The sequence below is a fragment of the Halorubrum pallidum genome (assembly GCF_055380345.1).
In genome coordinates this window covers 818,811-837,425 of sequence record NZ_AP043945.1, presented here as the reverse complement: position 1 = coordinate 837,425, position 18,615 = coordinate 818,811, and the positions used below count along the sequence as shown (strand labels likewise).

Here is an 18,615-nt window from a genome sequence, read left to right as displayed (position 1 = left end):
ACATGTTCGGAGCAAACTACGGGCGGGATCGTCCCGAATCGTCGGACATGTCACGAGAGGCGACCGCGCTCGAACGTACCGACGCCCCGGCGGACCGGCCGGTTGAGACCCTCGACGTTCGCGAACTTGGCCCGCCGGAGCCGCTCCGGCGAACGCTCGAACTGCTCGCAGACACGCCCGACGAGGCCGTCCTCCTCCAGCGAAACGACCGAGCACCGAAGTTCCTCTATCCCAAGATCAAAGCTCGCGGGTACCGCTACGACACCGTCGAGGACGGTAACGCGATCGTCACGGCGATCTGGACGGCGACCGAGACGAGCGAGGAGGGAGACGAGCGATGACCCTCTTCGGCGACTCCGAACCCGAGTTCGACCCGGCGGACGCGTTCGTCCCGGACCACATACCCGACACCGGTCCGTTCCTCGCGGACCACGATGTTCTCACCGGTGACGGCCACGTCGCGGTCCACCGCCACGCCGCCGACGCCTTCGAGGAACACGGGGTGTACGACGCCACCTTCGGCTACAATCTCGCCCGGCTCAACCGCGATCCGCGCCACCCAGACGCGGGGCTCCGGTACGCCGAAGAGCGCGGGGAGCCGTCGACGCTCCGCGTTGCGTTCACGCCGACGACGGCGTTCTGCCCGCAGGCGGAGCCGCTCGCCGTGGGAGCGCTCCGCGCGCTCGCCGCGCTCGACGCCGACCACGGGTACGATCGGGTCCGCGTACGAGTCGACGGCTCTCTCGACGGGAGCGACGCCATCAACGACCGTTTGGCGGCGATAGGAGACACGCTGTCCGACCGGGACGAGGGCCCCGCGGCGTCCTCGGACGCCGACACGGGCGAGAGCGGACCGGACACCGTTCTCGACGTGCGCGATCGAGACGGCCCGCCGTTTCCGGTCATCGACGAGGCGCTCGACGACCTCGGCGCGGACGAGACGCTCCGCCTCGTCAACGACTTCGAGCCGGCTCCCCTGTACGACGTGCTGTCTGACCGCGGGTTCCACCACGAGACCGAACGGGTCGATGACGACGAGTGGCGTGTCGCGATCCGGCGGCCGTGACGGCGCGGGTTCCGCTTATATATCCTCCGCCGAACTGTTCGGGTCACCGCCCCGCGTGTCGGGAATCGTCGCCGAAGGTATTCCCTATACGTCCCTACACCGAATCGCATGACACGAACCACGCTCGACCGGCGGACGTTCGTTCGAACGACCGCAGCACTCGGCGCTATCACCGCGCTCGCCGGCTGTAGCGGCGGGAGCGGAGACGACGGAAGCGGCGACGGCGATGACGGAGACGGCGGAAGTAGCGACGGCGACGACGGAGACGGCGGAAGTAGCGACGGCGGAAGCAGCGACGGTGGATCCGACGGCGGGTCGGAGTACCTCTCCGAGGAGCCGGGATACGACGGCTGGTTCGACGGCGTCTCCAACTACGAGGCGACGGTCGACAGAACCGACGCCGACGAGGTGACGGTAGCAGTCGGGGCGGCAGACGGCCTCTCCTTCGGTCCCGCGGCGGTGGCGATCTCGTCGGGGACGACCGTCGTCTGGGAGTGGACCGGCCAGGGCGGCGATCACAATGTCGCGGCCGACTCCGGGAACTTCGAGAGCGAGACCGTCGGGGAGGAGGGACACACCTTCGAACACACCTTCGAGGAGTCCGGGATCCACGAGTACGTTTGCACGCCGCACGAGGCGGTCGGGATGAAAGGTGCGATCTACGTCGAGTGATCGACCTCGGCGGCCGCGACAGTCGATCTGACCGTTGACCACCGGTCGTCGCCAACCGACTGCCGACCACCGGTTACCAACCACCGACTACCGACCACAGACCACTGACCCATCACATGCCACAGGCACGACTTCTCGTCCACTTGCCCGACGGACCGTGGATAGCAGACATCTCCCGTCGGTTCCCGGACACCGGATTCCGGGTTCTCACCGCGGTTCCCGACGACGACGCCGGGTTCGCGCTCCTCAGAATCACCTCGCGAACCCCCGACGACGTCATCGCGGCGATGCGATCCCACCCGGCGCTCGCGAAGGCGTCCGTGATGGCGCGAGACGGCGGTGTCGCGACAGTACGGATCGAGACCGACGCGCCGCTGCTGTTACTCGCCGCGAAGCGGTCCGGACTTCCGATGGAGATGCCCCTCGATATCGAGGACGGCGTCGCGGAGGTCGAGGTGACGGGGGAGCACGAACGCGTCGCGGAACTCGGTCGCTCGCTGAGAGAGCTCGGACTGGAGTTCGACGTCGAGCGTGTTCGCCAACACGTCACCCCGGGCCGAACGCTGACCGACCGACAGCGAGAACTCCTATTCACCGCCGTCGATCTGGGGTACTACGAGGTCCCCCGTCGCACCACGCTGACTGAGGTGGCCGACCACGTCGGAATCGCGAAGTCGACGTGCAGCGAGACGCTTCAACGCGTCGAGCGAACGGTGATCGGCGAGTTCGTCGATGGACTTCCGCGGCGACCGGAGGCGGCGGGCGACGCGGAGAGCGCTGACGCCGGGGCGAAGACGGGGCTCGATAGGGAGGCGACGACAGAGACGGAAACGACGGGTGACGCCGAGGCCGTTACCGCCCGAACACGCTAGCGACTCCAAGAGACTGATTCACATGACCGACACGCACGACACCGACCACGACACGACTGCCGAACCGATCACCGACCGAGTCCACGACAACTCGTGGTCGGCGAACCTCGAAGCGCCGCGGTACGCCGACGACCGGGAGCTCGTCGTGCGCGACGCGCTCGCCGCGATCGACCATACCGCACCCGGAAATCACGTCAACCTGGTCACCCACGGCGACCTCGGCCATCCGTCAGACTACCTCTACGACGCGATCGACCGCGAGAGAGGCCTCGAACCGGAGTACGTCGAACGCTGCGGCTGCGGCGGTCACGTCAGCCGCGTTCAGGTGGAGTGAGTCGGCGGGAGCGGACGGGCGGGGCGGGCGAGAGCCCGGAGCCGGCTACTCGTCCGTCGTCTCGATGTCCGCCGAGAGCCCCTGTGCCATCTCGATCTCAGTCGAGTTGTTCAGCGTCCAGGCCGTTCGGTCGGTGACGGCCTCGATGATCTCCCGCGCGGAGGGGTTCCCGTTACCGGATTTCTTCACGCCGCCGAACGGGAGCTGCACCTCGGCACCGATACACGGCAGATTCCCGTACGCGAGTCCCAGTTCCGCGTGGTCTCGGTAGTAGTTGATCTGCCGGTAGTCCTCCGAGATGACCGCACCGGCGAGCCCGTAGTCGGTGTCGTTCTGTATCTCGACAGCGCGATCGATTCCGCCCTCGTACTCCAAGAGCGCGACGTGGGGGCCGAACACCTCCTCGCGGGTACAGCGCAGGTCCGCGTCGGGGTCCGCCTCGTAGACGAACGGGCCGATCCAGTGTCCCGCCTCGTGCCCCTCGGGGATCTCCGCGTCGTCGAGATCGGTCCGGTCGACGAGAACGGTCACGCCTTCGTCGCTGGCGAGATCGTTGTACTCGATGACTTTCTCGCGGTGCTCCGCCTCGATGAGCGGCCCCATGAACGTTCCCTCGTCAAGGGGGTCGCCGACCGCGACCGACTCCGCGACCGCGACAAAGCGGTCTCTGAACTCCTCGTATACGTCGGTGTGGACGATCAGTCGCTCCGCGGAGACGCAGCGCTGGCCGGTCGTCTTGAAACCGGACATCACCGCCGAGTGAACCGCGATGTCGAGATCGGCCTCGTCTGTGATCACGACCGCGTTCTTTCCGCCCATCTCGCAGGCAGCGCGCTTGCCCGGGACGCCCCCGAGCGCGTCCTGAATCTGGTGACCGACCTCCGCGGAGCCGGTGAAGAGGACGGTCGAGACGCCGTCGTGTTCGACTATCGCCTCGCCGGCGTCGCCGAATCCCTGAACCATGTTGAACACGCCGTCCGGGAGTCCGGCGTCCTCGAACATCTCCGCGATGATCTGGGCACATCTGGGCGTCTGTTCGGCGGGCTTGAACACGACCGTGTTGCCCTCGACGAGCGTGACGGCCATGTGCCAGAAGGGGATCGCGACCGGGAAGTTCCACGGCGTGATACAGCCGACGACGCCGCGAGGTTTCCGCCGCATGTAGGCGTCCTTCGCGGCGATTTCGGAGGGAACCACGTCCCCGTTCGGATGGCGGGCGTCGCCCGCGGCCCACTCGACCATGTGTGCGGCCTCGACCACGTCGGCTCTCCCCTCGCTTATCTCCTTGCCGCACTCTCTGGTGACGATCTCGCCGAGCTCGTCGGTCCGCTCGCGCAGTTCGTGGTACACGTCCCAGAGGTACTCGGCGCGGTCGATGCGCGAGCGCTCGCGCCACTCCCCGAAGGCGTCGGCGGCCACCTCGACCGCGCGGTCGACGTCGGCCGGCGTCCCCCGTCGGAACTCGCCGAGCGTCTCGCCGGTCGCCGGATTCTCGCTCGTGAAGGTCCGAGAGCCCGAGCCGGCGACCCACTCGCCGTCGACGTAGTGATTGTGGACAGCTACCATGTGTGCAATATTTGCGAGCACTTGTAAAAAGTCATCTCTCGGGGTCTCTGCCAGCGGACGACCGCGATACCGGACTACTCCTCGGTAACGGCCGCGTCGCCTTTCGCGTCGGTCGCGGTCGCTCGCTTCTCCAGTTCCCCGTTCAGCGCCGCGGCGTCGAAGTCGTGATCGGGACGGATGGCGACGAAATCGAGGAACCGGCGCGCGGCGAGCAGTTCCGCGGTCGAGTAGCTCGCGAGCGCGGCGTCGACGGCCGCGGGCGCGCCGACGAGCGGTTCGAGGGCGGCCAGCGCGCTCGCCAAGTCGTACGAGCGCGCCGACTCGCGGCCGTCGCCGCTCACGTTCGTCGCGTCGATGACGTAGAGGTCACCGTCGCACACGAGCACGTTCTCGGCGCGGAGGTCCCCGTGTGCGAGTCCGGCGTCGTGAACCGTCCGGAGCGTCTCGAAAAGCGACGGCGCGAGCGCGGCGACGGCATCGCGGTCGAGATCGTCGAGGGGCCGAAAGTCGGGGAGGTACTCCAACACGAGCACGCCGAGGTCGCCGACCGAGAACGCCTCGACCGGTTCCGGCGCGTTCACGCCGAGTTCTCGCACCTTCCGAGTGGCGTCGAGTTCGTGGCGAGCCATCTCGTAGGGGGTTTCGTGGCGCTCGAAGAACCCTTCGGTCCCCGCCGAGAAGGCCCCGAGGTTCCGCCCGGTGGTAAAGAGGGTGTGGACCAGCGTGTTCTGCCGCGTGATCACCTTCACGAACAGGTCGTCGTCGACGACCATCGGCGTCGACAGCCAGTTGTCGGCGTCGAGGAAGCGCACTCGCATCTCGTCGCGGTCGTACCGGTCCGCCAACTCGCTGACGACCCGCTCGATGTCGGGCCAGTCGACGCGGCCGCGAACGAGCTGCCGGAGTTCCATACCGCAACGAAACGCGACGACGACGGATAAGTGACACCGTCACGCGACAGGGACGTTCGGTGGTCGCTGCGTGCGCAGGGTGGCAGTGTCCGTAGTATTGTTCACGGTCGTTCGTACTGTTTATGGTCCGTGCCAGCGACTCTCATGTATGGAGTTCGATCTATCCGCGGAACACCGGATGATACGAGACACGGTCCGGGAGTTCTGCGAGTCCGAGATCCGCCCTATCGCCCAAGATATCGAGGACGAACACCGCTTTCCCGCGGAGGTGTTCGACGCGCTCGCCGATCTCGATATGATGGGCATCCCCGTCTCCGAAGAGTACGGCGGACTCGGCGGCGACCAGCTCACGTACGCCGTGGTCACCGAGGAGCTGGGTCGCGTCTCCGGCGGGATCGGCCTCTCCTTTGCGGCGCACACGTCACTCGGTGCGAAGCCGATCGAGCTGTTCGGCACCGACGCCCAAAAGGAGACGTGGCTCCGTCCGCTCGCCGAGGGCGACGGGCTCGGAGCGTGGGCGCTCACCGAGCCGGGGAGCGGCTCCGACGCGTCGAACATGGAGACGAGCGCCGCCTACGACGCCGACGCGGACGAGTACGTCCTCAACGGCACCAAACAGTTCATCACGAACGCGACCGTCGCGGACTCGGTACTGGTGAAGGCGGTCACCGACCCCGATGCCGGCTACGACGGCATCTCGACGTTCATCGTCGACCCGCTCGCGGACGACGGGTTCGAGGTGACGACCGTCTGGGACAAGATGGGGCTCAACTGCTCGCCGACATGCGAGATCCGCCTCGACGACGTTCGGATTCCGGCGGATCGGCTGCTCGGCGACGAGGGCGAAGGATGGACCCAGACGATGAAGACGCTCGACGGCGGCCGGATATCCATCGCCGCGCTCTCGGTGGGACTCGCGCAGGGAGCGTACGAAGCCGCAAAGGAGTACGCCGGCGAGCGTGAGCAGTTCGGGAAACCGATCGCGAAGTTCGACGCGATCCGCGACAAGATCGTCCACATGCATCGACAGACAGAGCGCGCGCGCCTGCTCACGCACAGAGCCGCGACGCGGTACGACGCGGGCGAAAACGTGACGCGGGAGTCCGCGCTCGCGAAGCTCGACGCCAGCGAGGCCGCCCGCGAGGTGGCAGAAGAAGCGGTCCAGACGCTCGGTGGCTACGGTTACACCACCGACTTCGCGCCACAGCGGTTCTACCGCGACGCGAAGCTGATGGAGATCGGCGAGGGAACGAGCGAGATCCAGCACGTCGTGATCGGGCGCGAACTCGGTCTGTGAGCGAGCGGGGGTCAATCGTGTTCGCTCGCTAATGCTCGCTGTACGCGACCGATAGGGTTCGAATCACTCGACCCGCTACTGCTCACGTCGTTCGTAGATAGCGGGGGTCAGTCGTGCGCGCGACTGAGCGAAACGAAGGAGCGGGCACGGCGGGATTCGAACCCGCGATCGAGAGGTTAGGAACCTCTCGCCCTGTCCGCTAGGCCACGCGCCCGAATTGCGTGAGAAAACGTCGCATCCGGAAACCGGTCAGCGGCACGAAGCGGGGTTACGTGCTCGTCTCTTTGTCCGTGTCGAGATCCTCGAACTCCTCGTCGTCGTCGAGCGTCGAGTCCGTCTCGTCGTCGTCGCCTTGCATCTGACTCAGTTCGTCTTCGACCTCTTCGCGGCCCTTCTTGAACTCACCCATCGCCTGTCCGGTGGACCGTGCGAGTTTCGGAATCTTGTTCGCCCCGAACAGGAGGACCAAGACGAGCAGGATGATGAGGAGCTCCGGCCCCGCCGGAATGCCGCCGATCAGTGGAATCGCGCTTGCCATCTCTACACGGGCGTAGCTCTCTGGCGACTATAGTCTTTTTGCCTCGACGAACGCGGGACGCGCGGGAGCGGCGGACGCACAGTCGAATTGACCCTCGTGACTGACCGCCGAGTCGACGCGGTACGCGCCGAAACCGTGATACGTCCCGCGGGCGATCGGACGGTATGCCAGACATCGGTGACGACGCCCCGACGTTCGACGCTTCGATCGTAGACGGCGACATCGAATCGTTCGAGCTGTCCGATCATCTCGGTGACGAGCCGTTCGTGCTCGCCTTTTTCCCGGCCGCCTTCTCGAACACCTGCACCGACGAGATGGAGGCGTTCCGCGACGAGTTCGACCACGACGGCTGCACGCTCCTCGGCGTGAGCACCGACCTCCCGCATGCGCTCGAAGCCTACCGCGTGCAGTACGACTTGCCGTTCGCGCTCGTCGGCGACCCCGATCACCGCGCCATCGAGGCGTACGACGTGATCGAGGAGTTCGAACGCTACGGCGTCGACACGGTCGCACGGCGGGCCATCTTCGTGATCGACACCGACGGCGTCGTGACCTACCGGTGGCTCGCGGAGCACTCAGGCCAAGAGCCCGACTACGACGAGGTCGCGGAGGCGGTCGAATCGGCGTCGTAGTCGGCACGTCTCGCCGTCGAGCGTGCGTCACGCCGGGTCTCGGAGCCCCTCCAGCGCCTCCGGGTTCTCCATCGACGAGAGATCACCGGGGTCCTCACCGCGGTACACCGAGGCCATCGCCCGACGGATGATCTTCCCCGACTGCGTCTTCGGGAACGCCTCGACGAACAGTAGTTCGCGTGGCCGGAACGGCCGCCCGTGCTCGGCGGCGACGAGATCGGACAGGTCCCCGCGGAGGTCGTCCGTCGGCTCGACACCCGGTTCCAGCACGACGTAGGCGACGACGGCGGTACCGGTCGTGTCGTCGGGGACGCCCACGGCGGCCGCCTGGTTCACCGCGTCGTGGTCGATGAGCACCCCTTCGATCTCGGCAGGTCCGACCTTCCGACCGGCGACGTTCAGGGCGTCGTCGGCGCGGCCGTGGAGGAACCAGAACCCGTCCGCGTCTTTCTGCGCGAAGTCGCCGTGGTCCCATAGGTCCGGCCACGTCGACCAGTACTCCGCCACGTAGCGCTCGTCGCCCGACCAGAGAGACTTCGTCATCGACGGACAGGAGTCGCGAGCGACGAGGAACCCCCGCTCGTGGTCCTCGCGGACCGACTCGCCGGCCTCGTCGACGATGTCGACGTCCATCCCGAGCCCCGGCCCGCCGAGCGTGCAGGGTTTGAGCGGCTGGTTCGGCATCGGCATCAGGAAACAGCCGCAGATCTCCGTGCCACCGGAGATGTTGATAATCGGACACTCGCCGCCACCAACCGCGTCGTAGAACCAGCGCCACGACTCCGGGTCCCACGGCTCGCCGGTCGAGCCGAGGATGCGGAGGCTAGAGAGGTCGTGGTCCGCGACCCAGTCGTCGTCTCCGACTCCATCGGAGTCGGATGTCTCGTCAGACGCCGGCTGACGGCTGCCCTGTTTGCGGAGCGAGCGGATCGCGGTCGGAGAGATGCCGAACTGCGTGACGCCGTGGCGGTCGATCAGTTCCCAGAGGCGGTCAGGCTCCGGGTAGTCGGGCGCGCCCTCGTACATCACCACCGTCCCGCCGAAGGCGTGGTTGCCGATCAGCGTCCACGGCCCCATCATCCAGCCGATGTCGGACACCCAGAAGAACCGGTCCGCGGGCTGCTGGTCGAACCCGAAGTGGATCTCCTTGGCACACTGGGTCAGGACGCCGGCGTGAGTGTGGACGATTCCCTTCGGCTCGCCGGTGGTCCCCGAGGAGTACAGCAGCATGGACTCCTGATCGCTCGGGAGCCGCTTCGTTTCGTAGGTGGTCGGCTGTGCGGCGATCGCATCGGACCACGCCACGTCGCGGTCGGGGATCCATGAGACCGGATCCGTGGCGTTGCCGGGCGGAGAGTCCGGATCACCGACCGGCGTCGCGCCTAGCCGGTCGTACACCACCGCGTGTTCGACGTGGCCCGCCGCGTCGATCGCCTCGTCGGCGGTCGCCTTCAGCCGCACCTCGCTCCCTCGGCGGTAGAAGCCGTCGGCCGTGAACAGAACGGACGGCTCCGCGTCGGCGATCCGGGTCGCCGTCGCCTCCGTGCCGAACCCGGAGAATATCGGCACCGCGATCGCACCGACTTTCAGACAGCCGTAGAGGATCGCGACGACCTCGGGCACCATCGGCATGTAGAGTCCGACCGTGTCGCCGGTCTCGACCCCGACCGACTCCAAGTAGTTGGCGACGCGGTCGGTCTGCCGGCCCAGCTCGTAAAAGGTGATCTCTCGGACATCCCCGGGCTCTCCCTCCCAGATCAGCGCAATTTTATTGCGAGCCGGCGAGTCGACCGCGGCGTAGCGGTCGACGACGTTGTGCGCGACGTTGATCTCACCGCCGGGGTACCAGTCGGTGAACTGCGGGCCGTCGGCGTCATCTCGGACCGCGTCGTACTCCGTATAAAAATCGATGTTGAGGTACTCAGTGATCTCGTCCCAGAACCAGTCGACGCCGGAGGCCGGTTCACCCTCGACTGAGGAGGTGGTCCGAGCGATCAGCTCCTCGTAGTCGTCGATACCGTACTCGCGCATGAACGCGGCGACGTTCGTCGACTCGGCGAACGCCTCGGTCGGTCGGTGGACGACCTCGTCTGTCCCCGCGTACTCGTCCATCTCGTCCGGCCGTTTTCGCGGTGACTATAAGTAACTTTCCTGAAGGTTCAGCTACCTCGGATCGACGCACTCGCCGGCGACCGAGACGGTTCCGGCGTCGACGGCGACGGTTCCGTCGTACAGGGCACAGCGGTCGGCGTCCCACGCGAGTCGCCCCTCCCAGTCGTCGCCCGTCACGACGACCTCGTGGCGGCCCGTGGCTCCGACCGTCGTCTCGAACGCGCGGGCGACGCCGGGGTCGACCCGCTCCGTCTCCTCGGCGTGCGTCGTCCCGTCGTCGCCGCGCACCGCGACCGTAACGTCGAGCGCCTCGTCGCCGTCGTTTTGCACCGTCAGGTCGAGCCGTCCGGAGTCGTCTCTCCCCGATCCGAGACAACCCGCCGTCGCGACGAGGAGGGCTGTGCCACCGGCGACGAGGAGTCGGCGTCGGTTCATACGGCCTGCTCGTCGCCACGGAACTTTAACTTGCACCCGCTGTGCCGGTGCATCGAGGCGGAGAGAAATTCGGTCAGAAAGCGGCGTCGGGCGGGACTACTCGGAGTCGCCGTCGACGATCCCAGCGTCGTCCGCGACGGGCTCCGCGTCGGAGTACGCCGATTCGGGCACGATGTCGACGGAGGCGACCTCGTCGTCCGGATCGAGGTTCATCACGATGACGCCCTTCGTGTTGCGGCTCACCGTCGAGATCTCCTCGACGCGGGTCCGCATGATCTGGCCCTCGCCGCTCATCGCGATCAGGTGGTCGCCGTGGGTGACCGCCTCGATCGCGACGACCTCGCCATTGCGGTCGCCGGTCTTGATGTCGATCAGTCCCTTCCCGTTGCGGGACTGGAGGCGATACTCGTCGAGGTCGGAGCGCTTCCCGTACCCGTTCTCGGTGACGGTGAGAACCCAGTTGTGATACGCCTCGTCGATGGCCGCGACGCCCGCCACCGCGTCGCCCTCGCGGAGGTCGATGCCGATCACGCCGCGAGCGGTGCGGCCCATCGCGCGCGCCTCCGACTCGTCGAACCGGATCGCCATCCCGTGCCGGCTCCCGATGACGATGTCGGTGTCGCCGCCGGTCACCTCGACGTCGACCAACTCGTCGCCGTCCTCCAGTCGGATCGCGCGGATACCCGTCGACATGATGTTGCCGAACTCGGTGACTGCGGTCCGCTTGATGTAGCCGTCGCGGGTGACCATCGTGAGGAACTCGTCGTCATCGAGATCCTCCGTGTTGACGACCGCTTCGATCTCCTCGCCGTCGCCGAGATCGAGGAGGTTCACCGCGGACTTCCCGCGCGCGGTCCGAGACATCTCCGGGATCTCGTACGTCTTCAGCTCGTAGATCTGTCCGCGGTTGGTGAAGACGAGGAGGTAATCGTGGGAGTTGGCGGCGAATACGGAGGAGACGCGGTCGCCCTCCTTGAGGCCGGTGCCGATGATCCCCTTCCCGCCGCGGTTCTGTGCTCGGAACGTGTCGAGCGGCATCCGCTTGATGTAGTCGTCTTCGCTCATCACGACGACGCACTCCTCCTCGGGGATAAGGTCCTCGTGAGTCACGTCGCCCACGTCCTCGATGAAGCTGGTGCGACGCTCGTCGTCGTACTCGTCTTTGATCTCCGCCAGCTCGTCGACGATCACCTGATCGAGTTCGTCGGGGTCAGCGAGAATCGACTCCAGCCGCTCGATCCGAGCGACGACGTCCTCGTACTCCGATTCGATCTCCTGGGTCTCCATCGAGGTGAGCGACCCGAGCTGCATCCGGACGATGTGTTCGGCCTGCGCCTCAGAGAACTCGTAGTCGGCCTCAAGGGCCGCCTTCGCGGCGTCACGGTCGTCGGAGTCCTGAATGGTCTCGACCACGCTGTCGACGTTGTCGAGCGCCTTCAGCCGCCCTTCGAGGATGTGTGCGCGGTCCTCGCGCTCCGCGAGTTCGTGCTCCGAGCGCCGCCGTATCACGTCACGGCGGTGCTCGACGTAGTGTTCGAGCGTCTCCTTGAGATCTAAGACCTGCGGCGAGCCGTCGACCAAGGCGAGGTTGATGACGCCGAACGTCCGTTCGAGGTGACTCTCCAGCAGCTGGTTTTTGACGACCTCGGCCATCGCGTCGCGCTTGAGGTCGACCACGACGCGGATCCCGTCGCGGTCGGACTCGTCGCGGAGATCGCGGATCCCCTCTATCGCGCCCTCGTTGACATCCTCGGCGATGCGCTCGACGAGCCGCGACTTGTTCTGCTGGAAGGGGAGCTCCGAGATGACGATCCGCCCCTCCTCCTCGTCGACCTCGAACTCGGCGCGGACGCGGACGCGACCGCGACCCGTCTTGTACGCTTCGTGGACCGCGTTCCGGCCGACGATGTTCGCGCCGGTCGGGAAGTCCGGTCCCTTGACGTGTTCCATCAGGTCCTCGACGGTGCAGTCGGGGTTCTCGATGAGCGCGACCGTGGCGTCGATCACCTCGCCGAGGTTGTGCGGCGGGATGTTCGTCGACATCCCCACCGCGATCCCTGACGAGCCGTTGACGAGCAGGTTCGGGAACGCCGACGGTAACACCTCCGGCTCCTCGAGACGGTCGTCGTAGTTGGCGGAGAAATCCACCGTGTCGCGCTCTATGTCGGCCAGAAGCTCCTCCGCGATCGGCGACATCCGCGCCTCCGTGTACCGCATCGCGGCCGGCGGGTCGCCGTCGACGGAGCCGAAGTTACCCTGCCCGTCGACGAGTGGGTACCGCATCGAGAAGTCCTGTGCCATCCGCGCGAGCGTGTCGTAGATGGCGCTGTCGCCGTGCGGGTGGTAATCGCCCATCGTCTCGCCGACGACGGAGGAGGACTTGCGGTGTGCGGAGTTGCTCGTGACGCCCGCCTCGTGCATCGCGTAGAGGATGCGGCGGTGAACCGGCTTGAGCCCGTCGCGGACGTCCGGGAGCGCCCGGCCCGCGATCACCGACATCGCGTAGTCGATGTACGACTGCTCCATCTCGTCTTCGATGCGTGCGTTCGTCACCTGCGCGGCGCGAACGTCGGCGGCGTCGACGTCGGGGGCGTCGGAGCTCATATGTCCACCCACTCCGCCTCAGTCGCGTGCTCTTTGATGAACTGTTTTCGCGGCTCGACCGCGTCACCCATCAGGATGTTGAACATGCGGTCCGCCGCGGCGGCGTCGTCGATGTTGATCCGCTTGAGCCGGCGGTTCTCCGGATCCATCGTTGTGTCCCACAGCTGGTCGGGGTTCATCTCGCCGAGCCCCTTGAACCGCTGGACCTGCGTCGGGTTTCCGTCGCACTCCTCTGCGACGATCCGGTCGCGCTCCGCCTCCGTCATCGCGTCGTACGTCTCGCCGCGGTAGCGGACGCGGTACAGCGGGGGTTGAGCCGCGTACACGTAGCCCGCCTCCAAGAGGGGCTTCATGTGACGGTACAGGAGGGTGAGGAGGAGCGTTCTGATGTGCGCCCCGTCGACGTCGGCATCCGTCATGATGATTATCTTGTTGTACCGCACGTCCTCGATGTCGAACTCCTCGCCGATCCCCGCGCCGATCGCGGTGATCAGCGCGCGGATCTCGTCGTTCTCTAAGATGCGGTCGAGGCGGTGTTTCTCGACGTTGAGGATCTTGCCCTTGAGCGGGAGGATCGCCTGATTCTCGCGGTTTCGGCCCTGCTTGGCACTATTGTGAACGAACATCCCTGATTCGAGCGCGAAGTTGTGGGTTCCGGGAACTTCGAGATCGTACACGTCTTCGGTCTCGTCGAGTGGTTCCACAGACGCGACCGAGTGGTTGTGTGTCTCTACGGCCTCGATCAGTGCCGTTTCGTCCTCGAAGAACTTCTCTATCGTTGTTGATTTCGTGAGGGTGTTCGGTCCGCCCTCTGCCTGTCTCCGCTCGTCGTAGTTCTCTAGGTCCCCCTCGTCTTCGAGAACCTCCTTCATGAACGGAATCGTGTGCTCGAAGTAGGTCTGGTTGTACGCCTCCATACGCTGTTCTCTGAACTCCTCGTCCCACTGCTCTTCCGTCTTCTTGCTCCGCCACTCGCGTAGCTCCTCGTCTACCCACTGTTTATTCGCCTCTTCCCGGCGCTTTTCGACTGCTTCCGGGTTGTTTTTGTAATACTCCTCGACCCGCTGGGACTGCTCCTCGCGGTGTGACTCGTCTGCCCAGTACTTCCGGGCTTCCTCGGTGAGACGCTCACGCACACGCTCTCTGTACTCAGGATGCGTATCGTAGTACTCTCGCCACGCGTCTCGCATCTCCTCACGGTACTCTTCGTCTTCCCACTGCTCTTTCGCCTGCTCGCGGAGGATTTCCGCGGTCTCCTCTCGCTGCATGCGCTCGCTCATCTTCTCGCGGAATTCCTCGCTCTGTTTGAGTTCCCGAAGCTTCGCAAAGACCTCCTCTGTGTGCAACGTTCGCTCCGCATGCTCGCGGTGTATCTGCAGATGCTCGTCTTGTGGAAGACGCTGGATATTGTCTGGACGGTTGTTTCGCTTGTCGAAGTCGATATGATGTTTGTGCTCTCCGTCACCCTCGTCGTACCGACCGCGTTCCAGATTGTGCCGATCCGCGAGGAGGTGGGTGAATTCCCAGAAGTCCCGCATTATCGGCTGTTTCACCATCTCATAGCCGTCAATGGTGATATTCTCGTCGTCGGTATCCGACGTCTTGCGGTACAGCGGCATGAGTGACTGTCCGTCTTCGAGCTGTTGTGCTTCACAGTAGCTCCCATCTCTGAGCATGAACTCGTGATCAGGTGTACACCGTATCGTCTCGCCGTTATCGAGGGTGACCCGAACGAGGTTCGCGTCGCGTTTCGTGACCCGAGGATTCGTCACCTGCTGGATCTCTATCTTGCCGTCTGGTCCAACCGTGTAACAGTAGTGCGTCTCTCCGTCTTCGTGCTCCTGAACCAGATTTTCGAATGTGATCGATCGACCGGAGGCGAGTGCAACTTCCGTGTCGCCAGTAAAGCAGCCTCCCGCACTGTCGCCCTCGACGACGAACAGCTCCGCCTCCTCCGGGTCTCGGGTCTGACAGTCGGCGAGTTTGCCGGGCAGCGCCGTCGATTCCAGCGCGGACTTCCGCCGGGTCAGCTCTTCTGCCTTCTTCGCGGCTTTCCGGGCGCGCGCGGCCTCCGCGGCCTTGTGGACGACCTTCTCTGCGGTGTCGGGGTTCTCCTCGAAGAAGGTGCCGAGCTTCTCGTGGGTCGCGGACTCGACGACGCCGCGGACCTCGCTGTTGCCGAGCTTCGTCTTCGTCTGCCCCTCGAACTGCGGGTCGGGGTGTTTGATCGAAATGACCGCGGTGAGCCCCTCGCGGACGTCCTCGCCCTTGAGGTTCGCGTCGAGGTCGTCGACGAGGCCGTGCTCGTTGGCGTAGTCGTTTACGGTCCGCGTGAGGGCGGTCTTAAAGCCGGTGAGGTGGGTGCCGCCCTCGCGGGTGTTGATGTTGTTCGCGAACGCGTGGACGGAGCCCTGAAGCTCCTCGGTCGCCTGCATCGCGACCTCGACGTGGACGCCGTCGCTCTCGTCTGCGAAGTAGATGACCTCCTCGTGGATCGGCGAGCGCGTCTCGTTGAGGTACGCGACGAACTCGCGGATACCGCCGTCGTACTTGAACGTCTCCGCGGTGTCGTCGCGGTCGTCGACGAGGCGGATCTTGACGCCGGAGTTGAGAAAGGCGAGCTCGCGCAGCCGGTTCTCGAGCGTCGAGGTCTGGAACTCGGTCGTCTCGAAGATCTCCTCGTCGGGCCAGAAGCGGATCTGCGTGCCGGTCGACTCGTCGGCGTCCATGTCGCGGACGCGTTCGAAGCCGTCCTCGGCGGGCTCGCCCCCCGCGAACCGGTGGCGGAAGACGCCGCCGTCGCGTTTGACTTCCACTTCGAGCCGCTCAGAGAGGGCGTTGACGACGCTGACGCCGACACCGTGGAGGCCGCCGGAGACTTGGTACGACTTGGAGTCGAACTTCCCGCCGGCGTGGAGGACGGTCAGGATGACCTCCAGCGCCGGCCGGTCGTACTCCTCGTGGGTGTCGACGGGGATACCGCGCCCGTCGTCGGTGACGGAGACGGAGCCGTCGTCGTGGATCCGGACCGCTATCTCCTCGCAGTGACCCGCGAGCGCCTCGTCGATGGAGTTGTCGACGACCTCGTAGACGAGATGGTGTAGCCCGCGGTCGTCCGTGGATCCGATGTACATCGCCGGACGCTTACGGACGGCCTCTAGGCCTTCGAGGACCTGGATCTGGCCGGCTCCGTACTCACTCTGCTCTGACATAGAACTTACCCGAGCTAGTCAGTGGCGGGTTATAAAGCCGGCGCACGCGCGCGGGCGTGTGAGCGAGGCGGTCGAGCCGGTCGATCCACAGTCACCCGCCGCCGCTCACCATCCGTCGGTCCGGTCGTCGAGGTGGGCTCGCGCAGGCTCGACGACCGCCGCGCGAAGCGCCACCGGATCGACGCCGCCCTCCGCGCCGATGCCCTCCGCGCCGACGCCGGCGGCGGTCTCGCGAGCGATCGACTCGACGGTTCGGTCCGCGAGCGCGTCCACAGTCACCGGATCGCCGCGCCGTTCGAGTGCGGCGACGACCCTCGCGAACCGCTCCCGAGTCGCGTGGGCGTCGGCGAGCGCGTCGGCGTCGGGAGCGTCGGCGGGGGACTCCTCGGATGAAGGATCGCGGTCGGATCTGACGATCTTCCCGCGCCCGCCGCGCTTGTTTCGGACCACGACGCCGGCCGCGGGGCCGTCGCGCCACGCCGATTCCGGGATCGCGTAGCTTTCGGGGTCGAAATCGCGGGCGTTCACCTCGCGCTCGACGGCGTCGACGGCGACGAGTCCGACGCCGTCGAAGATCGCCTCGACGGCGTCCGGTGGGCGGAAGGCATCGGCGTCCGCCGCGTACACGTCGGTTCCGAGGAACGCCGGGAGGCGGTCCCAGTCGTAGTCGGTTCCGCAGTGGTGGGTCGCGACGCCGAGGAACGTGACCCCGGCGGGCTCGTCGACCGCGGCCCGGAGCGCCTGCCGGTCGAACGCCTCGCGGACCCGGCGGACCGCGGGTCGGAGGGAAAGCGGCACCGCCGCGTCGTCGGCGTACGTCGTCTCCGGGCCGCCGAACCGGAGCAGCCCGGACTCATCCATCTGGAAGCGGAGCCCCGTCCCGTCGATCAGTTCGAGGATCCAGAGGTGACCGTCGAGGAGGTCGTTTGGCGCGTTCGGATCGGTGACGTCCGGGAGCGAGGGGAACGAGCGCATGCGAGAGCGTGATCCTCGAAGCGTGTGGCCCCGAGCGGGTTGGGTCTTTGGGACGCGTCGGGCGCGACCGGCGCGTTCATTCGGAGCCGAGGCTACGCGCGACCCCCCACAGCTACAAGCCGGCCCCCGACGTACTCCCCGGCGATGCTACCGATCGCGGACTCGTTCGAACACGACTATCGGGGCTGTGAGATACTGTACGGACGGGGGCGTGCCGCGGACCTCGACGCGTTCCTCGGCGACCGCGGACTCGACGACGCGCTCGTCGTCTGCGGTGCGAACGTCGGCGCGAACGACGACCTGATGGACCCGATCCGCGAGGGGCTCGACGACCGGCTCGCCGGCGTCTTCGACGGAACGACGCCCGATAAGCGCATCGAGGACGCGTACGCGCTCCTCGACGAACGGGCGGCCGTGGGCGCGGACGTCCTCGTCGCCGTCGGCGGCGGGAGCAGCCTCGACACGGCCCGTCAGGCACCGATGCTCGCCGCGGACGGACGCGACCTCGACCGGCTCCGAGCGGCTGCCGAGGAGTCCCCGGACGAGGTCGGGCCCCTCGCGCCCGGTGCGGACGCGACCCTGCCGGTCGTCGTGATCCCGACGACGTTCGCGGGGGCTGACCTCTCGACTGGCGGGTCGCTTGAGGTGTGCTCCGCCGACGCCTCGCCGACCGGGCAGCCGGTGACAGTCAGCGGCGACGCGCCGATGCCGATCGCGGATCTGGCGGACCCGGCGCTGTTCGAGACGAGCCCCGAGTCGGTGCTCGCGGGGTCGGCGATGAACGGCTTCGACAAGGGAGTCGAGACGCCTTACGCCGCCGACGCGACGCCCATGAGCGACGCGGCCGCAGTTCACGGGCTGCGCCTGCTCGCCGACTCGCTGCCGGTCGTCGCCGGCGACCGCGGCCACCCCGACCCGGAAGCCGCCATGGACCGGGCGGTTGTCGGCGCGCTGCTCGTCCAGATCGACCGCAAGATAAGCGTGATCCACGCGGTCGGCCACGGCTTTGCCCGCCGGTACGACGTCCAGCAGGGGGCCGTCCACGCCGTCGTCGCGCCCCACGTCCTCGCGTACCTCTTCGAGGAGGTCGACGCGAGCAGGCGCGCGCTCGCGGCCGGATTTGGCGTCGACGCCGAGAGGCGGTCCGACGAGACGGTCGCCGAGGGCGTCGTGGAGGCAGTCGCCGCGGTCCGCGACGACCTGACGATCCCCTCGCGGCTACGCGACCTACCGGAGACCGACGCGGACGACTTGCCCGCCGTCGCCGAGTACGTCGTCGACGACTGGTGTATGGACCGCGCCCCCGAAGGCCTCGACGCCACCCCCGAAGAGATCGAGGGCGTGTTGCGCGCCGCGTGGTGAGGTGTCGAGAGGGAGTCGGAGTGGGGG

Annotated in this window: 16 protein-coding genes and 1 tRNA gene; 8 read left to right on the top strand and 9 right to left on the bottom strand. The window is 66.6% G+C overall.

Annotated features, from left to right (window positions below):
• Positions 1–47 precede the first annotated feature (47 nt).
• The 5 genes from ACZ45C_RS05895 to ACZ45C_RS05875 all read left to right on the top strand — a co-directional run bounded on the left by ACZ45C_RS05895 (position 48) and on the right by ACZ45C_RS05875 (position 2,944).
• Positions 48–341, top strand: a complete 294-nt coding sequence (locus ACZ45C_RS05895) for a DUF2249 domain-containing protein (protein WP_460560677.1) — start codon at positions 48–50, stop codon at positions 339–341.
• Positions 338–1,066: a DUF2249 domain-containing protein gene (locus ACZ45C_RS05890; RefSeq protein WP_460560242.1), complete on the top strand. Its 729-nt coding sequence runs from the start codon at positions 338–340 to the stop codon at positions 1,064–1,066. Before ACZ45C_RS05895 ends, ACZ45C_RS05890 begins: the two co-directional genes overlap by 4 nt.
• A 108-nt stretch (positions 1,067–1,174) precedes the next feature.
• A complete protein-coding gene (locus tag ACZ45C_RS05885; RefSeq protein ID WP_460560244.1) occupies positions 1,175–1,738 on the top strand; it encodes a halocyanin domain-containing protein in 564 nt (187 codons plus the stop codon).
• Positions 1,739–1,854: 116 nt separating this feature from the next.
• Positions 1,855–2,610 (top strand): helix-turn-helix domain-containing protein, encoded by a 756-nt coding sequence (locus tag ACZ45C_RS05880; RefSeq protein WP_460560246.1) that lies wholly within the window; start codon positions 1,855–1,857, stop codon positions 2,608–2,610.
• Positions 2,611–2,632: 22 nt separating this feature from the next.
• A complete protein-coding gene (locus tag ACZ45C_RS05875) occupies positions 2,633–2,944 on the top strand; it encodes a CGCGG family putative rSAM-modified RiPP protein (protein ID WP_460560248.1) in 312 nt (103 codons plus the stop codon).
• Positions 2,945–2,989: 45 nt separating this feature from the next.
• Here the strand turns inward: ACZ45C_RS05875 and ACZ45C_RS05870 are convergent, their stop codons facing one another.
• Both ACZ45C_RS05870 and ACZ45C_RS05865 read right to left on the bottom strand, forming a co-directional pair.
• Positions 2,990–4,510: an aldehyde dehydrogenase family protein gene (locus ACZ45C_RS05870; protein WP_460560250.1), complete on the bottom strand. Its 1,521-nt coding sequence runs from the start codon at positions 4,508–4,510 to the stop codon at positions 2,990–2,992.
• 74 nt (positions 4,511–4,584) lie between these two features.
• A complete protein-coding gene (locus tag ACZ45C_RS05865; RefSeq protein WP_460560252.1) occupies positions 4,585–5,421 on the bottom strand; it encodes an RIO1 family regulatory kinase/ATPase domain-containing protein in 837 nt (278 codons plus the stop codon).
• Between the two features lie 148 nt (positions 5,422–5,569).
• Between ACZ45C_RS05865 and ACZ45C_RS05860 the strand changes: the two genes are divergently transcribed.
• The gene (locus tag ACZ45C_RS05860) at positions 5,570–6,718 is read left to right on the top strand and encodes an acyl-CoA dehydrogenase family protein (RefSeq protein WP_460560254.1); all 1,149 of its coding nucleotides are present in this window, start codon (positions 5,570–5,572) and stop codon (positions 6,716–6,718) included.
• Between the two features lie 141 nt (positions 6,719–6,859).
• Here the strand turns inward: ACZ45C_RS05860 and ACZ45C_RS05855 are convergent.
• Both ACZ45C_RS05855 and ACZ45C_RS05850 read right to left on the bottom strand, forming a co-directional pair.
• A tRNA-Arg gene (locus ACZ45C_RS05855) sits at positions 6,860–6,932 on the bottom strand.
• Positions 6,933–6,986: 54 nt separating this feature from the next.
• A complete protein-coding gene (locus tag ACZ45C_RS05850; protein WP_460560256.1) occupies positions 6,987–7,256 on the bottom strand; it encodes a Sec-independent protein translocase subunit TatA/TatB in 270 nt (89 codons plus the stop codon).
• Positions 7,257–7,420: 164 nt separating this feature from the next.
• Between ACZ45C_RS05850 and ACZ45C_RS05845 the strand changes: the two genes are divergently transcribed.
• A complete protein-coding gene (locus tag ACZ45C_RS05845) occupies positions 7,421–7,888 on the top strand; it encodes a redoxin domain-containing protein (protein ID WP_460560258.1) in 468 nt (155 codons plus the stop codon).
• 27 nt (positions 7,889–7,915) lie between these two features.
• Here the strand turns inward: ACZ45C_RS05845 and ACZ45C_RS05840 are convergent, their stop codons facing one another.
• From ACZ45C_RS05840 to ACZ45C_RS05820, 5 genes are all read right to left on the bottom strand, one after another.
• Complete coding sequence (locus ACZ45C_RS05840; RefSeq protein WP_460560260.1) at positions 7,916–10,000, bottom strand: AMP-binding protein; 2,085 nt, start codon at positions 9,998–10,000, stop codon at positions 7,916–7,918.
• Positions 10,001–10,051: 51 nt separating this feature from the next.
• The gene (locus ACZ45C_RS05835) at positions 10,052–10,435 is read right to left on the bottom strand and encodes a hypothetical protein (protein ID WP_460560262.1); all 384 of its coding nucleotides are present in this window, start codon (positions 10,433–10,435) and stop codon (positions 10,052–10,054) included.
• 96 nt (positions 10,436–10,531) lie between these two features.
• Positions 10,532–13,039, bottom strand: coding sequence for a DNA gyrase subunit A (gene gyrA / locus ACZ45C_RS05830; RefSeq protein ID WP_460560264.1), 2,508 nt, complete (start codon positions 13,037–13,039; stop codon positions 10,532–10,534).
• Positions 13,036–16,173 carry a DNA topoisomerase (ATP-hydrolyzing) subunit B gene (gene gyrB, locus ACZ45C_RS05825; RefSeq protein ID WP_464374338.1) on the bottom strand — a complete coding sequence of 1,046 codons (3,138 nt, stop codon included), beginning with the start codon at positions 16,171–16,173 and terminating at the stop codon, positions 13,036–13,038. Before gyrB ends, gyrA begins: the two co-directional genes overlap by 4 nt.
• A 183-nt stretch (positions 16,174–16,356) precedes the next feature.
• Positions 16,357–17,226, bottom strand: a complete 870-nt coding sequence (locus ACZ45C_RS05820) for a hypothetical protein (protein WP_460560268.1) — start codon at positions 17,224–17,226, stop codon at positions 16,357–16,359.
• Between the two features lie 144 nt (positions 17,227–17,370).
• On the opposite strand from ACZ45C_RS05820, the gene ACZ45C_RS05815 reads away from it, so the two are divergent.
• The gene (locus tag ACZ45C_RS05815; RefSeq protein ID WP_460560270.1) at positions 17,371–18,588 is read left to right on the top strand and encodes an iron-containing alcohol dehydrogenase family protein; all 1,218 of its coding nucleotides are present in this window, start codon (positions 17,371–17,373) and stop codon (positions 18,586–18,588) included.
• Positions 18,589–18,615 lie beyond the last annotated feature (27 nt).

Coding starts and splice junctions, on each gene's coding strand:
- ACZ45C_RS05895 (WP_460560677.1), top strand. CDS start 48: ATGTCACGAGAGGCGACCGCGCTCGAACGTACCGACGCCCCGGCGGAC.
- ACZ45C_RS05890 (WP_460560242.1), top strand. CDS start 338: ATGACCCTCTTCGGCGACTCCGAACCCGAGTTCGACCCGGCGGACGCG.
- ACZ45C_RS05885 (WP_460560244.1), top strand. CDS start 1,175: ATGACACGAACCACGCTCGACCGGCGGACGTTCGTTCGAACGACCGCA.
- ACZ45C_RS05880 (WP_460560246.1), top strand. CDS start 1,855: ATGCCACAGGCACGACTTCTCGTCCACTTGCCCGACGGACCGTGGATA.
- ACZ45C_RS05875 (WP_460560248.1), top strand. CDS start 2,633: ATGACCGACACGCACGACACCGACCACGACACGACTGCCGAACCGATC.
- ACZ45C_RS05870 (WP_460560250.1), bottom strand. CDS start 4,510: ATGGTAGCTGTCCACAATCACTACGTCGACGGCGAGTGGGTCGCCGGC.
- ACZ45C_RS05865 (WP_460560252.1), bottom strand. CDS start 5,421: ATGGAACTCCGGCAGCTCGTTCGCGGCCGCGTCGACTGGCCCGACATC.
- ACZ45C_RS05860 (WP_460560254.1), top strand. CDS start 5,570: ATGGAGTTCGATCTATCCGCGGAACACCGGATGATACGAGACACGGTC.
- ACZ45C_RS05850 (WP_460560256.1), bottom strand. CDS start 7,256: ATGGCAAGCGCGATTCCACTGATCGGCGGCATTCCGGCGGGGCCGGAG.
- ACZ45C_RS05845 (WP_460560258.1), top strand. CDS start 7,421: ATGCCAGACATCGGTGACGACGCCCCGACGTTCGACGCTTCGATCGTA.
- ACZ45C_RS05840 (WP_460560260.1), bottom strand. CDS start 10,000: ATGGACGAGTACGCGGGGACAGACGAGGTCGTCCACCGACCGACCGAG.
- ACZ45C_RS05835 (WP_460560262.1), bottom strand. CDS start 10,435: ATGAACCGACGCCGACTCCTCGTCGCCGGTGGCACAGCCCTCCTCGTC.
- gyrA (WP_460560264.1), bottom strand. CDS start 13,039: ATGAGCTCCGACGCCCCCGACGTCGACGCCGCCGACGTTCGCGCCGCG.
- gyrB (WP_464374338.1), bottom strand. CDS start 16,173: ATGTACATCGGATCCACGGACGACCGCGGGCTACACCATCTCGTCTAC.
- ACZ45C_RS05820 (WP_460560268.1), bottom strand. CDS start 17,226: ATGCGCTCGTTCCCCTCGCTCCCGGACGTCACCGATCCGAACGCGCCA.
- ACZ45C_RS05815 (WP_460560270.1), top strand. CDS start 17,371: ATGCTACCGATCGCGGACTCGTTCGAACACGACTATCGGGGCTGTGAG.